Annotated in this window: 11 protein-coding genes; 8 read left to right on the forward strand and 3 right to left on the reverse strand. The window is 71.5% G+C overall.

Annotated elements, in window-relative coordinates:
- The first annotated feature begins 2 nt into the window (after positions 1-2).
- From bcsZ to H3H55_RS07350, 8 genes are read left to right on the forward strand one after another with little or no spacing between them, the layout of a single operon-like run.
- Positions 3-1,235: a cellulose synthase complex periplasmic endoglucanase BcsZ gene (gene bcsZ, locus H3H55_RS07315; RefSeq protein WP_193098160.1), complete on the forward strand. Its 1,233-nt coding sequence runs from the start codon at positions 3-5 to the stop codon at positions 1,233-1,235.
- Positions 1,220-5,128 (forward strand): cellulose synthase subunit BcsC-related outer membrane protein, encoded by a 3,909-nt coding sequence (locus tag H3H55_RS07320; RefSeq protein ID WP_193098161.1) that lies wholly within the window; start codon positions 1,220-1,222, stop codon positions 5,126-5,128. Before bcsZ ends, H3H55_RS07320 begins: the two co-directional genes overlap by 16 nt.
- Before the next feature lie 9 nt (positions 5,129-5,137).
- Positions 5,138-7,105: a cellulose biosynthesis protein BcsE gene (gene bcsE / locus H3H55_RS07325; RefSeq protein ID WP_193098162.1), complete on the forward strand. Its 1,968-nt coding sequence runs from the start codon at positions 5,138-5,140 to the stop codon at positions 7,103-7,105.
- The gene (locus H3H55_RS07330) at positions 7,102-7,311 is read left to right on the forward strand and encodes a hypothetical protein (protein ID WP_048244204.1); all 210 of its coding nucleotides are present in this window, start codon (positions 7,102-7,104) and stop codon (positions 7,309-7,311) included. The genes bcsE and H3H55_RS07330 overlap by 4 nt, the downstream gene beginning before the upstream one ends.
- Entirely contained in the window at positions 7,308-8,087 is a 780-nt protein-coding gene (gene bcsQ, locus H3H55_RS07335; protein WP_193098163.1) for a cellulose biosynthesis protein BcsQ, read from the forward strand. The genes H3H55_RS07330 and bcsQ overlap by 4 nt, the downstream gene beginning before the upstream one ends.
- Positions 8,084-10,621, forward strand: coding sequence for a UDP-forming cellulose synthase catalytic subunit (gene bcsA, locus H3H55_RS07340; protein WP_193098164.1), 2,538 nt, complete (start codon positions 8,084-8,086; stop codon positions 10,619-10,621). The genes bcsQ and bcsA overlap by 4 nt, the downstream gene beginning before the upstream one ends.
- Positions 10,622-10,648: 27 nt before the next feature.
- Positions 10,649-12,214: a cellulose biosynthesis protein BcsG gene (gene bcsG, locus H3H55_RS07345; RefSeq protein WP_193098165.1), complete on the forward strand. Its 1,566-nt coding sequence runs from the start codon at positions 10,649-10,651 to the stop codon at positions 12,212-12,214.
- Entirely contained in the window at positions 12,196-12,393 is a 198-nt protein-coding gene (locus H3H55_RS07350) for a hypothetical protein (RefSeq protein ID WP_048244197.1), read from the forward strand. The genes bcsG and H3H55_RS07350 overlap by 19 nt, the downstream gene beginning before the upstream one ends.
- A gap of 54 nt (positions 12,394-12,447) precedes the next feature.
- Here the strand turns inward: H3H55_RS07350 and H3H55_RS07355 are convergent, their stop codons facing one another.
- The 3 genes from H3H55_RS07355 to H3H55_RS07365 are packed head-to-tail and all read right to left on the reverse strand — an operon-like array spanning position 12,448 to position 15,383.
- Complete coding sequence (locus H3H55_RS07355; RefSeq protein ID WP_193098166.1) at positions 12,448-13,332, reverse strand: pirin family protein; 885 nt, start codon at positions 13,330-13,332, stop codon at positions 12,448-12,450.
- Positions 13,333-13,362: 30 nt separating this feature from the next.
- On the reverse strand, positions 13,363-13,755 hold the full coding sequence (locus tag H3H55_RS07360; RefSeq protein ID WP_193098167.1) for an OsmC family protein: 393 nt from the start codon (positions 13,753-13,755) through the stop codon (positions 13,363-13,365).
- Between the two features lie 47 nt (positions 13,756-13,802).
- The gene (locus H3H55_RS07365) at positions 13,803-15,383 is read right to left on the reverse strand and encodes a cation:proton antiporter (protein WP_193098168.1); all 1,581 of its coding nucleotides are present in this window, start codon (positions 15,381-15,383) and stop codon (positions 13,803-13,805) included.
- Positions 15,384-15,389: the final 6 nt, after the last annotated feature.

Here is a 15,389-nt window from a genome sequence, read left to right on the forward strand (position 1 = left end):
GGATGGCGCGGGTTATGGCGAAGCGACGGGCAACGCAGCCGGCGCGACGCGTCGGCGCGGCGTTCGCGCTGACGGTCGCGGTGGCGTGCGCGGTGGCGTGCGCGGCGGCCGGCATGGCCGCTCGCGCGCAGGCCGCGGGGGCCGATGCGGCCGCTGCGGGATGCAGCGCGGCGTGGCCGCGCTGGGACGCGTTCAAGCGCGATTTCATCTCGGCCGACGGCCGCGTGATCGACGTCGGCTCGGCCGATTCACGCACGGTGTCGGAGGGGCAGGCGTATGGACTTTTCTTCGCGCTGGTCGCGAACGACCGGCGCATGTTCGACACGATCCTCGCATGGACCGAGAACAACCTCGCGCAGGGCGACCTGAGCGCGCACCTGCCGGCGTGGCTGTGGGGCCGTGCGCCCGACGGCGCGTGGCGCGTGCTCGACGCGAACGCCGCGACGGACGCCGACCTGTGGATCGCATATGCGCTCGTCGAGGCCGGGCGGCTGTGGCACGAGCGCAGCTACACCGCGCGCGGCACGCTGCTCGCGAAGCGTGTGCTCGACGAGGAAACGGCCACCGTGCCGGGCCTCGGCGTCACGCTGCTGCCGGGGCCGACGGGGTTCAAGCTGGCCAATGGTCAGTGGCGCGTGAATCCGAGCTATTCGCCGCCGCAGGTGATCCGCGCGCTCGGCGCGCGCCTGCCCGACGACCGGCGCTGGGCCGCGCTGGCTTCCAGCACCGGGCGCGTGCTGCTCGACACGGCGCCGAAGGGTTTTTCACCCGACTGGGCGCTGTATCGCGCGGGCACCGGCTTCGGGCCCGATCCGGAGACGCATGCGGAGAGCGCGTACAACGCGATCCGCGTGTACCTGTGGGCCGGCATGCTCGACCGCGCCGATCCGCTTGCCGCGCCGTTGCTCGCGCGTTTCGCGCCGTTTGCGGACGCCATCGCCGCGCGTGGCGCGCCGCCGGAGAAGGTCGATACGACGACGGGCGTCGCGGGGCCGAACGACGGCAACGCGGGGTTCTCGGCGGCGGCCGTGCCGTTTCTCGACGCGCGCGGCCAGCGCGCGCTCGCGGATGCGCAGGCGGCCCGCGTCGAGTCGCTCGCGCGCCAGTCGGCGCCCGGCTACTACACGAGCGTGCTGACGCTGTTCGGGCTCGGCTGGCGCGACGGGCGCTACCGGTTCGGCGCGGACGGCACGCTCGACGCTCGCTGGGGAGGCCGTTCGTGCGCCGCCCGCTGAAGCGTGCGGCGCCGCATGTCGCGGGGTTCGCGTGGCTCGCGTCGTCGGTGTGCGCGGCGGCGCCGGGCGTCGCATCCGACGCGACGGCGCCGAAAACCGCCACGCCGCCGACGTCCGTTTCCGCCGACGCGCAGCGCCAGCTCGACACCGCGCGGATGTGGGGCGTCAAGCATCGTGACGACCTCGCGCGCGATGCGCTGCGCAAGGGGCTGCTGATCGCGCCGGGCGACACCGAACTGCTGGCCGAGCAGGTGCGCGTGCTGCTGCGGCTCGGCGACGCGAAAGGCGCGCAGGCCGCGCTCGCGCGCCTGCAGGCGCAGTCGCCCGACGGGGCCGCCACGCGGCGGGTGGCCGACGAATACCGCGTCGCGACGAGCGGGCGCGGCGAGATGGCGCAGATCCGCCTGCTCGCGCGCAGCGGCCGCACCGACGAGGCGGCCCGGCGGATCGTCGCGCTGTTTCCGAACGGCGCGCCGTCCGGCGCGCTCGGCGCCGAGTATTACGAGATCCTCGCGAATGCGCCGGGGACACACGACTCGGCGATCGCCGCGCTGCGCCGCAGGATCGCGGCCGATCCGCAGGACACCAGCGCGGCCATGGCGCTCGCGCGGCTGCTGAACCAGCATGCCGCCACGCGCGCGGAGGCGAACCGGATCGCCTGGTCGCTCGCGAAGCGGGACGACGCCGATCATACGGAGGCGATGTCGCTGTGGCGGCGCGTGCTGCAGGCGGCCGGCAGCGATCCCGCGTATCTCGATGCGCTGCAGGCGTATCTCGCGCTCGTGCCGGACGATACCGAATTCCGCGGCCGGGTTGCCGAACTGGACAGCCGGCGCGATGCGCAGCGCCGGCTCGAACGCGATCCCGGCTACATCGCGCAGCAGCGCGGCCTGCAGGCGCTCGCGCGCGGCGACCTGGCGGGTGCGGATCCATTGCTTGCCCGCGCCGCGCGTGCGCGGGCCGACGATGCGGACGCGGTCGGCGGGCTCGGCCTGTTGCGTCTGCGCGAAGGCCGGCACGACGAAGCGCGTGCGTTGTTCGCGCGGGCCGCGACGCTCGCGACCGACCAGCGCGACAAATGGCAGAGCCTGGCGCGCACCGCGCAGTTCTGGGGGCTGCTTGCGCAAGGCCGCGCGGCCGCCGCTGCAGGACGCCCGAAAGACGCCGAGCGCGCGGCGCGTGCCGCGCTCGCGATGCAGCCGAACAGCCCGGACGCGAAGCTGCAGCTCGCCGATGCGCTGCTCGCGCAGCGCGACTGGGCGCGCGCGGAGCCGTTGCTGCGCGAGTTGCTGGCCGCGCGTTCGCCGAGCCTGCCGGCCGTGCGCGGCGCGGCAATGCTGTATGAGAACACCGGCCGTGCGGACCGGATCGGCCCGCTGCTCGACGCATTGCAAGGACGCGTGACGGGCCGCGACGATCGCCGCGCGCTCGACGGTCTGCGCGCCGACCTGCTCGCGGACCAGGCGCGCGCGCTCGCCGACAAGGGCGAACGCGGGCCGGCCGCGCAACGCTACGAGGCCGCCGTGCGCGCGGCGCCCGACGCGCCGTGGACACGTTTCGCGCTCGCGCGCCTGTATCGCGACATGGGGCTGCCGCAGCTCGGCCGCACGGTGATGGACGACGGGCTCGCGCAAAGCGATACGCCCGAGATGCGCTATGCGACGGCGCTGTACCGCAATTCGATCAACGACGTTGCGGGCGCGCGGGCCGCGCTCGCACCTGTCGACGACGCGCACCGTTCGGACGGGATGCGCGCGCTGGCGCGCAAGCTCGATGCCGAAGGCACGCTGGCCGACGCGCGCGGCGCGCTCGGGCGCGGCGACCGCGTGGCATTTGCCGCGTCGCTCGCGCATGCGCAGGCGAGCGCGCCGGACGATCCCGACATGCTCGCCGCGGTCGGCGCGCAGTGGATCGACGCGGGCGAACCCGATCGCGGCCTCGCGCCGTTGCACGACTGGATCGTCGCGCATCCGCGCGAAGCCGACGCGGACGTGCGGCTGCGCTACGGCGACCTGCTCGGCAGCGCGGGGCGCGACGACGCGCTCGCCGCGTGGCTCGACGCGCTGCGCCGCGAACCGTCGCTGACGCCTGCACAAACGGCGAGGCTCGAGGATCAATCGCTGCGACTCGTGCTGCGGCAGACGGACGACGCGATCGCGCGGCAGGACTACGCGCAGGCGCGCACGCTGCTCGATCGCGCGAGTCCGGCCGGCCGCGCGGACAAGCGCTATGCGCTCGAAGTGGCCGATCTGGAACGCGCGCAGGGGCATTACGGCGCGGCGCGCGACGCGCTTGCACCGGTCGTCGCGCGCACGCCGGACGATGCCGATACGCAGCTCGCGCTCGCGCGCATCGACGAGGACAGCGGCAACCGCGCGGCCGCGCTCGCGCGTGTGCAGGCCGTGATCGCGCGCACGCCGGACGACGACGTCGGCACGCAACTGTCGGCCGTGCGCCGCCTGAACGCGTTGCGCCGTCCGGACGAAGCCGCGCAGGTGACCGACCGGCTGCATGCCGCATATCCGGCGCGCGCGGACGTGACGGTCGCGGCCGGGCGCGTGGCTGAAGCACAGGGTCGCTATGACGACGCGGCGTCGCTGTATCGCTTGTCGCTGTCGCAGGAACGCACCGCAGGCGTGAGCCCGAGCCGCGACGGCCTGACGCCCGCGCAGGCCGCGTTCGCGGATCTCGAGCAGCGACGCAACCCCGAGATCGAGACCGGCTGGACCCCCGCGTACAAGTCGGGTGACGAAGGCATTTCGTCGTATCGCGCGCAGCAGGTGCCGATCTACATGCAGCTGCCGATCCGCTACGACGGGCATGTGTTCGCGCAGATCGACACCGTGCACCTGGACCCGGGCACGCTCGATACCAGCGACCCGAATGCCTATTCGCTCACGACGTTCGGGACCTACGCGGCGCTCAAGGCCCAGAGCGGGCTGCCGCCGCCATTCCCGTCGAATCAGTCGGCCGCCGCGTTGATCGCGAATCCGCCGGGCTCGCTGCACCAGACGGCGACGGGCGTTGCGCTCGGCGCCGGTTATCGCACCGATGCATGGCGTTTCGATCTCGGCACGTCGCCGCTCGGTTTCCCCGTGCATTACCTCGTCGGCGGCGTGCGTTATCGCTTCGATGCAGGCCCGGCGAGCTTCAGCGTGAATGCGTCGCGGCGGCCGGAAACGAGCAGCGTGCTGTCGTATGCGGGGATGCGCGACCCGTGGACCGGTGCGGTGTGGGGCGGCGTGCGCCGCGACGGCGTGAACCTGCGCGCGTCGGTCGACGTGGGCCGCACGAACCTGTTCGCGGAACTCGGCGCGGGCGTGCTGTCCGGCCGCAACGTCGAGCGCAACGCGGAAGTCACGCTGCGCACCGGCTTCACGGTGCCCGTGTACGAGCGCGCAACGATGAAGGTCAGCACCGGGCTCGTCGGCAACGCGTGGCACTACGCGCAGAACCTGCGCTACTACACGTACGGGCAGGGCGGTTACTACAGCCCGCAGCGCTACCTGTCGCTCGGCGTGCCGATCGAATGGGCGGGGCGGCACGACGCGCTGTCGTGGGACCTGACCTTCACGGGCGGGGTCTCGAACAGCTACGAGAAGGATTCGCTGTATTACCCGACGTTCTCGGACCAGCGGGCCGCGCAGGTGGCGGCCGGGTTCGTGTACGCGGGCAGCTCGACGCGCGGCGTGTCGTTCTCGTACGGCGTGAACGGCATCGTCGAATACCGCGTGAATCCGCATCTGAGCGTCGGCGCGCAGCTGCATGTCGACCGGTCGCACGACTACGCGCCGAGTTCGGCGCTCGTGTACCTGCGTTATGCGTTCGATGCGCGCGCGCAACCCAATTGGCTCGTCACGCCGACACCAGTGCGGCTTTATTCGGATTACTAGGGGAACGTCGTGAATACGGAAATCGATGCCACCCGTCCCGCGCTCGGCACCGCCGGCTTGCTGGGCCGCCTGCGTGCGCTGCTGCGCACGGGGCCGGCCGGCGGCCGCATCGGCACGCTGAGCCGACTCGCGATCGACGGCTTGCCCGACACCTGGACGCAACTGGAGGCCGGCGGCCTGTACGCGATCTACGCGGCCGGCAGCACGCCAGCCTGCGACGCGCTCGTGTGGGAGAGCGTGCGACAGGCACGCACGCGCGACGTGACGGTCGTGCTCGCACGCGATCCGGAGCGTGTCACCGAACAACTGCAGGCGCGCGGATTCGCGGGCGGCGCGCATCCGGCCGGCTGGCCGCGCAACCTGAACGTGCTGGCGATGCCGGCGGCGGCCGAGCCGGCCGACGGAGCAGGCGCCGGTGCGACCGGCGATGCGCCGCGCCGCGCGGCGCCGGGCCCGTTCGCGCGGCTGACGGGCGGCTTGCGCGCGATGAAGCGCTACGGCTTTCGTGCGCGTTCGCTGTATTTCGTCGAAGGCGCGCAGCGCTGGTTCAGCTGGGACGACCCGGTCGCGCTCGCGGACGAAGCGCACGCACTCGCCGACTGGTGCCGCACGCGCCGGATCGCGCTCGTGCTGCTGCTCGATCCCGAAGCGGCCCGTGCGGGCACCGACGTGCGTACCGACGATCCGCCGCTCGTCCGCGACGCGGATCGCACGCCGCGCAGCGGTTTCCACGGCGTCTGCTCGGGCGTCGCGCAGATGCAGCGCACGCACGGCGAACTGCTATGGATCGTCGATTTCTGGCGCGCGGGCGACACGCTCGCGGCCGGCGAAGTGCGGCCGCTGCGTTTTGCGCCGGGCGGCCGGCTGTCCGCGAGCGTCGACGGCGGCGCGACCGAGCCGGCGCACCGGATGAAGCTCGCGAGCGACGAGGATCGCGTCGTCGTCAGCCGCGCGGTGCTCGACGGCGCGACCCGCGTGCCGGGCGACTGGGAAATCGTCGACGACAACGCAGCCGTCGTCGCGGCCTGCGCGCAAGCCCAGGCCGCGACCGCGGTGCTCGTGTTCCGCTCGCATGCGCAGCTCGAAGCGTTGTGCGCCGACGTGCACGCGCTGCGCCGGCAGTGCGGCGGCGCGCTGAAGATCGCGGTCGTCGAGCGCGGCGAGGTGCTGCGTCAGCAGTTCGAGATGCTCGTGCTGAGCGTCGGTGCGAACCGCGTCGTCGCGCGCGACCTGCCGGTATCGCGGATGCAGGCCGCCGTGCACGCGCTGCGCGGCCAGCTCTATGCGCGGCCCGTCGCGGCCGACTATCGGGGGGCGCTCGCGGCCGCGCTCGGCGATTCGGTGCTCGGTTATCTGCCGGTCGGCGCGTTCTGCCTGCGGATTCGCGCGGTGCTCGATCGCGGCGCCGTGCTCGCGCTGCCGCACACGCTCGCGAAGATCACGCTGCTGCCGGGCGTGTCGCACGTCGACGCGCTGCGGCATTGCCGGCCGCGCCGCGCGGGCGACGTCGTGACGGCCGATGCAGGGCACCTGTACGTGTTCTTGTTCGCATGCGAGCCGGTCGATGCCGACGACGCGCTTGCGCGGATCTTCGACGCGCCGGTCGACGCGCTGTCCGACCGCGTCGTATGCCTCGGGCAGGGCAGCATCGACACGGAGCTCGATGCGCTGAAGGCCGAGAACCGGCGCGCGCCGATCGCCGACTACAGCGACCTGTTCGCGGCCACGCAGCCGGCCGGTGCGGCGCGCACGTTGGCTGCGCGCGCCGAGTCCGGCGCGGCGTTGCCTGACGCGCGCGAGGTGAGCGATGCGGTCGATGCAATCGATGCCATCGTCTCGCTCGAGGCGATCGGTGCGATGCCGGCGCTCGCGCACCTGGCCGCCGATGCACCGGCCCCGCATCCCGTCAATCCCGCCGCGCGTGCACGCGGTGCCATTCGCAGCGCGATGCCGCTGCGCAATCCGGAGGGCGCATGATCGCCGAACTCGTCATCGGTTTCATCGTCGGCATCGTGATCGCGGTGCCCGTCTGGATCGTCGCGCAGCACCTCGGCATCGGCCGCGGCTTTCATGCGCCGCGCGGGATCGACCGGCGCGACGCGGTGCCGTGCGAACTGGTGCCGGTCGCGCTGCGCGGGCGGTTGTTGCCCGGCGCCGAGCGCGGCGACGAGGCGACCCGATGAAGACGATCGCCATTACGTCGACGACGGGCGGCGCGGGCCGCACGACGCTCGCGGCCGCGCTCGCGGTGCTGCTCGCGCGCCGCGGCCGGCCGGTCGTCGCCGTCGAATTCGATGCGCAGAACCTGATGGGCGCGACGCTCGGCCTCGACACGCTGGCCGAACACGGCCTCGCGCACAGCGTGCTTGGCGGCGCCGAGCCGTGGCACGCCCATACGTGGCGCAATGCCGACGGCGTGCTGTTCGTGCCGTACGGGCAGGTCGATGCGGCCGGTGCCGCCGCGTGCGATGCGCGGCTCGTGGCCGACCGCGCGTGGCTGTCGCGTGCACTCGACGAGATCGGGTTGCCGGCCGACGGCGTCGTGCTGGTCGATACCGCGCGTTATCCGTCGCCGCAGGCCGAGCAGGCGATTCGCTGCGCGGACCTGACGCTCGTCGTCGTGCCGCCCGAACCGACCGCGTGCGCGACGACCGCCGCGCGGCTCGGCGCGCTCAGGGCCGGCGGCGGCGACCTGCAGATCGTCGTGAACCGGCTGAATCCGGCGCGCGACATGCAGCGCGATGCACTCGCGATGCTGCGCGCGGTCGCGGGGCCAGGCTCGATGCTCGACCAGCGGATTCACGTCGATGCGGCCGTGCCCGAAGCGCTCGCGCGCGGCAGCTGGATCTTCGACGACGCGCCGTATTCGCAGGTGTCGCACGACCTGAACGGTATCGCGAACTGGGTCGATACCTGGCTGGCCGCCGGTGCGGCCGGTCGCAGCGGAGCGGTGCGATGAAGGCCGCGCGCGTGCCGCGACTGCGCGCGTTCGGCCGCCGTGCGGTCGACTGGTTCGCGCGCGGCATCGGGCTGCCGACGGAACGTACGCGGATCGACTGGCTCGTGCGGCTGTTTTTCCACGTGCCGCCGACGGGCCGCCCCGATCATGTGCGCCGCTGGGTGCGCGTCGCGTTCCTGCGGCTCGCGCACGAGTGGGGCGTGCTGCAGCCGCTCAGTGTGCGCGAATGGCTGTGGCGCTCGATCGTGCGCGCGCCGCGCGCGGCCGACGGCCGGCCCGCGCGCGATCCGCTCGCGTGGTTCGACAAATTCGTCGTGCCCGTCTACGTGGCCGGGCGCGCGGTCGGCCGGCGCGTCGACGCGTTGCTCGAACGCCTGCCGTGGGTGCGCTGGGGCGGCTGGCTCGATGCGCGCGCGAATGGCGTCGGCCGGCGCCGCTGGCTCGCGCCGCTGCTGCTGGTGGTCGGCGCGTTGCTGTGGGCCGCGGCCGGGATGTCGCCGCTGATGCCCGGCGCGCAGTTCGCGTTCTTCGCGATCGTCGCGGTGCTGGCGCTCGCGCTGCGCCGCCTGCCGGGCCACCTGCCGACGCTCGCGCTCGCGTCGCTCGCGCTGCTCGCGACGGTGCGCTACGTGTGGTGGCGCACGACGCAGACACTCGACTTCCGCGGCCCGGTCGAGGCGATCGCCGGTTACCTGCTGTACGGCGCGGAAGCCTACACGTGGATGATCCTGCTGCTCGGCTTCGTGCAGACCGCGTGGCCGCTCGACCGGCCGATCGTGCCGCTGTCCGACGATCCCGACACCTGGCCGACCGTCGACATCTATATCCCGACCTACAACGAGCCGCTGTCGGTCGTGAAGCCGACGGTATTCGCCGCGCAGAGCATCGACTGGCCGACGGCGAAGCTACGCGTGTACCTGCTCGACGACGGCCGGCGCCCCGAGTTCGCGGCGTTCGCGGCCGAGGCCGGCATCGACTACCTGACGCGCGACGACAACCTCCACGCGAAGGCCGGCAACATCAACCGCGCGCTGCCGAAGACGCACGGCGAATACATCGCGATCTTCGACTGCGATCACGTGCCGACGCGCTCGTTCCTGCAGACGACGATGGGCGTGTTCCAGCGCGACCCGAAGTGCGCGCTCGTGCAGACGCCGCACCATTTCTTCTCGCCCGATCCGTTCGAGCGCAACCTCGGCACGTTTCGCGAGATCCCGAACGAGGGCAACCTGTTCTACGGGCTCGTGCAGTCGGGCAACGACCTGTGGAACGCGACGTTCTTCTGCGGATCGTGCGCGGTGCTCAAGCGCAGCGCGCTGGAGGAGGTCGGCGGCGTCGCGGTCGAGACCGTCACCGAGGACGCGCACACGGCGCTCAAGCTGCACCGGCGCGGTTATACGTCGGCGTACCTGCCGACCGTGCAGGCGGCCGGCCTCGCGACCGAGAGCCTCGCGGGCCACGTGAAGCAGCGCACGCGCTGGGCGCGCGGGATGGCGCAGATCTTCCGCATCGACAACCCGTTCCTCGGGCGCGGGCTCGGCCTGATCCAGCGGATCTGCTACGGCAACGCGATGCTGCACTTCTTCTACGGGATTCCGCGGCTGGTGTTCCTGACGATCCCGCTCGCGTACCTGTTTTTCCACCTGTACTTCATCAACGCGTCGTCGCTCGCGCTCGCGAGCTACGTGATCCCGTATCTCGTGCTCGCGAACGTCGCGAACTCGCGGATGCAGGGGCGCTACCGCCATTCGTTCTGGGCCGAGGTCTACGAATCGGTGCTCGCGTGGTATATCGCGCTGCCGACCACCGTCGCGTTCTTCAGCCCGAAGCACGGCAAGTTCAACGTGACCGACAAGGGCGGCAAGATCGACGAAGGGTACGTCGACTGGTCGACGTCGAAGCCGTACCTCGTGCTGTTCGGGCTGAACGTGCTCGCGATCGCGGCCGGGTTGTGGCGGCTCGTGGCCGACCAGGGCGACGAGGCGTCGACGATCCTGATCACGCTCGGCTGGACCGTGTACAACCTCGCGATGCTCGGCGCGGCGCTGGCGGTTGCGCGCGAGACCAAGCAGGTGCGCGTCACGCACCGGATCGCGATGCGCGTGCCGGCCATGTTGCTGCTCGCCGACGGAACGACTGCCGCGTGCTTCACGAGCGACTACTCGACCGGCGGCCTCGGCCTCGAAGCCGTGCCGGGGCTGCCGCTCGCCGTCGGCGACACGCTGACGGTGTGCGTGACGCGCGGCGACCGGCCGTTCCCGTTCCCGGTGCGCGTGAGCCGCGTGACGCCGACCCATGTCGGCCTGAGCTTCGAGGAGCTGACGCTCGAACAGGAGCGCCAGCTCGTGCAATGCACGTTCGGCCGCGCGGATGCGTGGCTCGACTGGCATGAAGGCCAGCGTATCGACACGCCGCTCGGCGGGCTGAAGGAAGTGCTGCGCGTCGGCGTGGACGGTTATGTACGGATGTGGAAGGGTGCGGCGCGCGGCTTGCAGGCCATGCTGGCGCCGAAACTCGATCGGGCGCGCGACTGACGCGGCGCTCATCATGGAGTGGGTTAGATGACGTTCTGGAATCTGTATTTCATCCTGAAGTTCGCGCTGTTCGCGACCGGGCACCTGCAGCCGCTGTGGCTCGCGAACCTCGCGTTCGCGGTGGCGCTCGCGGCGAGCGCGCCGATCCGGCACCGCGTGTGGCGCATCGTGCGGCAAGTTGTGGCGATCGCGATCGCGGTGCCGCTGCTCGCGCACGAGCTGCATGCGCCGCCGCTCGCCCGTCTCGCCGAGGCCGCGCGCGAAATGAGCACGTTCCGGTTCGACTACTGGATGGAGCTGCTGCCGCGCCTGCTGCCGCCCGTGCTGCTGCTGACGGTGGCCGGCGCGCTGATCGTCTATTTCGTCGTCAACCGCTGGCTGCGCGTCGCGACGTTCGTGCTGGCCGTGCTGATCGTGATGCCGCTGTGGCAGGCCGGCAGCGGACTGATGGCGCGCGTCGTCGCACCGCTCCCGCAGCAGGCGAACGTGACGGACACGACAACGATGGGGCGCGCCGACCAGCCCGAGGATCACAACGCCGCGCTCGCGACGTTCCGCGCGCAGGAGTCGCAGCGACAGGTCGCGTTCGGCCATCTCGGCAACGATCCGGCCGCGCAGTTCGACGTGATCGTGCTGCACATCTGCTCGCTGTCGTGGGATGACCTCGATGCGGCGAAGGTGCGCAATCACCCGATGCTGAGCCGCTTCGACTACCTGTTCACGAACTTCAGCACGGCCGCGAGCTACAGCGGCCCGGCGGCGATCCGCGTGCTGCGCGCGAGCTGCGGGCAGGAGGCGCACGAGGACCTGTACAAGCCCGCGCCGCAGCAGTGCCAGCTGTTCGCGCAGCTCGCGGGCGCCGGTTACACGGTGCAGTCGCTGCTGAACCACGACGGCCACTTCGACAACTTCCTGCAGGTGGTTCACGACAACCTCGGCGTGGCCGACGCGCCGATGATCTCGAACGCGGCCGCGCCCGTCGCGATGCATGCGTTCGACGGCTCGCCGATCAAGGACGACTACACGACGCTCGCGAACTGGTATGCGCAGCGTGCGGCGGTGCCGGGGCCGGTCGCGCTGTACTACAACACGATCAGCCTGCACGACGGCAACCGCGTGGTCGGCAGTTCGTTGACCAGCATCGACTCGTATCCGCAGCGCGCGACGAAGCTGATGAGCGACTTCGATCGTCTCGCCGACCTGATCGCGCATTCGGGCCGCCGCGCGGTGATCGTGTTCGTGCCCGAGCACGGCGCCGCGCTGCGCGGCGACAAGAACCAGGTCGCGGGCCTGCGCGAAATTCCGACGCCGCGCATCGTGCACGGGCCGGTCGGCGTGCGGCTCGTCGGCTTCGACGGCAATCACGGCGCGACGACCGTGATCGAGCAGCCGGCCAGCTTCCTCGCGCTCGCGCAGTTGCTGTCGAACCTCGTGTCGAACAGCCCGTTCAAGCCGGGCACGACGCTCGCGCAATACGCGGCCGACCTGCCGCGCACGCGGATGGTGGGCGAGAACGAGGGCACGGTGACGATGCAGACGGCCGCGGGTTACGCGGTAAAAACTCCGGATGGCGTATGGATCGACGAACAGTAATCCTTCCCGGCGAAAGCGACGACGATCGCCTGTCGCAGCCGAACGACGTGCTCGGTCTCGCGCGGCATCTGCCGGCGCTCGACCCCGAACGTTATGTCGACGAGCAGGCGCGCCGCGCGTTCGTCGAGTCGCTCGATCGCTGGCCGACGCTGGCGAAACTGATGGGATTGAAGCGGTAAACGCAAGACGGCCGGCATGCGTGCCGGCCGTCTTGGGCTTGCGGGCGAACCGCCTTAGTGCGCCTTGCGTTCCGGCTGGCGCGTCCACTCGTTTTCTTCGCCCGGCACCTTGCCGAACGTCTGCGCGGCCCACGCGGCGCGGGCCGCTTCGATCTTCGCGCGCTCGCTCGACACGAAATTCCATTCGATGAAACGCTCGCCCGGCAGGTGTGCGCCGCCGAGCAGCATCACGCGCGCGCCGCTCGCGCTGGCGAGCGCCACGGTTGCGCCCGGTTCGAGCACGGCCATCGTCGCGGGAGCGAGCGGCGTGCCGTCGATCGCGAGGTCGCCGTCGACGAGATACACGCCGCGCTCGTCGTGCTCCGCGTCGAGCGGGAGTTGTCCGCCCGCCGCGAATTCCGCATACGCGTAAAGCGTCGGCGAGAACACCTCGACCGGCGACGTGAGCCCGAACGCGCTGCCCGCAATCACGCGCACGCTTGCGCCGTCGCGCGTGAACGACGGCAGCGTGTCGGCCGGATGATGGACGAACGCGGGCGCGGTGTCCTCATGCTCGACCGGCAGCGCAACCCAGGTCTGGATGCCGTGGACGGGCTGCTCGTGCGGCCGGTCCTCGTCGGGCGAGCGCTCCGAATGCACGATGCCGCGCCCGGCCGTCATCCAGTTCACGTCGCCGGGCACGATCTTCTGCCGGAAGCCGAGGCTGTCGTGATGCATCAGCGAACCGTCGAACAGGTAGGTGACGGTCGCGAGCCCGATGTGCGGATGCGGCAGCACGTCGATGCCGCGCCCGGCCGGCAATACCGCGGGCCCCATCTCGTCGAAGAAGATGAACGGGCCGACGAGCCGCGCGGCACGCGCGGGCAGCACGCGCCGCACGACGAGGTTGCCGATGTCGCTTTCGCGCGGCGTGAGCAGGGTCTTGATCGATGCGGACATGGTGGAATCTCGTGGTCGATGCGGGGTGCGTCAGGCGATCGCGGTATCGATCGTGATCGGATGCGTGAGGATCTTGTGCACCGGGCACGCGTTCGCGATCTGCAGCAGGCGCTCGTGCTGTTCGCCGGACAGGTCGCCGTCGAGCGTGATGCGGCGCACGATCGTGCTGCCCGCGTTGCCCGATTCGTGCGCGAGCTTCACGTGCACTTCGGCGAGCGGCCAGCCCTTGCGTTGCGCATACATCTTCAGCGTGATCGCGGTGCAGGCGCCGAGGCTCGACAGCAGCAGCGCGACCGGGGTCGGTGCCGCATCGCCGCCGCCGAGCGGCGCCGGTTCGTCGGCGCGCCACTGGTGGACGCCATCGCTGAAGTGGACGAGGTAATCGACGGAGCCGATGCTCGCTTCGACGGACAGTTCGCTCATTGCAGTTCCAGGTGGGGAAGGGGGAGAACCGGCGGCGGGGCCGGACGTTAAGGTTCGAGCAGCCGCTTCAGCCGCAGTTCCTCGAAATCGAGCTCCGATTCGATCCGGTGCAGCACGGCGTCGTCGACCTTGCCGTCGCGATGCAGGTCGAGCAGCGCCTGGCGCGACACGCCGACGAGTTCGAGTTCGACGCGCAGCATCCGCGCGCGCACGCGGGCCGGTTCCGCACCTTGCCGGTGTGCGCGTTCGTTGAACGTGACGCGGTTCCGGTATTCGGCGAGCAGGCGGTCGAGCGATGCACGTTCGAGGTTCGATCCGCGCTTCTCGAGCGCGTCGAGTTCGGCGAGCGCCGCGCCGAACGTCTGCGCGCGCACCGCATGCTCGGACATCGTATGCCGCGCGGCCGGCCGCAGCTTCAGCACGCGGATCAGCGGCGCGAGCGTACCGCCTTGCACGACCAGCGTTGCGATGATCAGCAGGAACGTGCTGAACAGGATCAGGTCGCGGCCGGGGAAGTTGCCCGGCAGCGCGATCGCGGCCGCGAGGCTCACGACGCCGCGCATGCCCGACCAGCCGAGCACGATGGCCTCGCGCCACGACCACGGCGGATGGCCCGCGCGGGGCGCGCGCAGGCGGCCCGGCAGCCACATCGCGACGAACACCCACACGACGCGCGCGGCGATCGCGGCGGCGGTGGCGGGCAGCGCGACGCGCAGGCCGGCCATCAGCACCGCGCCTTCGTGGTTCACGCCCGCGAGGATCGCGTGCAGTGCGAGCCCGATCAGGATGAACACGAGCGCGTCGAGCAGGAACACGATCGCTTCCCACGTCGCCTTCGCCTTGATCCGCATGTCGGCGTCGAACACGCGATGCTGGCGCACGCCGAGCACGAGGCCGCAGGTCACCACCGACAGCACGCCCGAGCCGTCGACGGCTTCCGCGACGCCGTAGCTGCCCCATGCCATCAGGAAGGTCACGACGATGCCGAGCATCGGGTCGCGCAGGCGCGGCAGCACCCAGCACATCGCATGGCCGCACGCGAGGCCGACCGCGATGCCGATCAGCGTCAGCGAGAAGAACAGGCCGGTGGCGCTCGCGGCCGTGATCGACGCGGCGAGTGCGGCCGACACGGCCATCTGGTACAGCAGCAGGCCCGACGCATCGTTGACGAGGCTTTCGCCTTCGAGCACCGCGACGAGTCGCGCGGGCAGCGGGTGGCGCTGCAGGATCGCCTTCGCGGCGACCGCGTCGGGCGGCGACACGATCGCGCCGAGCGTGAAGCACGCGGCCCACGGCAGTGCCGGGTCCGCGGCATGCACGGCCAGCGCCACCGCGACGGTCGTGAACGCCACCGCGCCGAGCGCGAGCGACGCGATCGAGGCGAGCTCCTGCCGGAATTCCTTCCATGCGGTGTAGAACCCGCTCGACATCAGCAGCGGCGGCAGCACGGCCGCGAGCAGCAGCGCCGGGTCCATGTCGGGCACGCGCTTGCCGGCGACCGCCACCACGCAGCCGCCGAGCAGCAGCACGACGGCCGGCGGAATCGAGATCCGTTCGGCGAGCCACGTGAGCGCGCCCGCGCCGCAGATCAACAGCAGCAGGTAATGAAACAGTTCGACGTTGGTCATGAGCCT

The organism is Burkholderia sp. Z1 (assembly GCF_014893795.1).
GTDB lineage: Bacteria > Pseudomonadota > Gammaproteobacteria > Burkholderiales > Burkholderiaceae > Burkholderia > Burkholderia theae.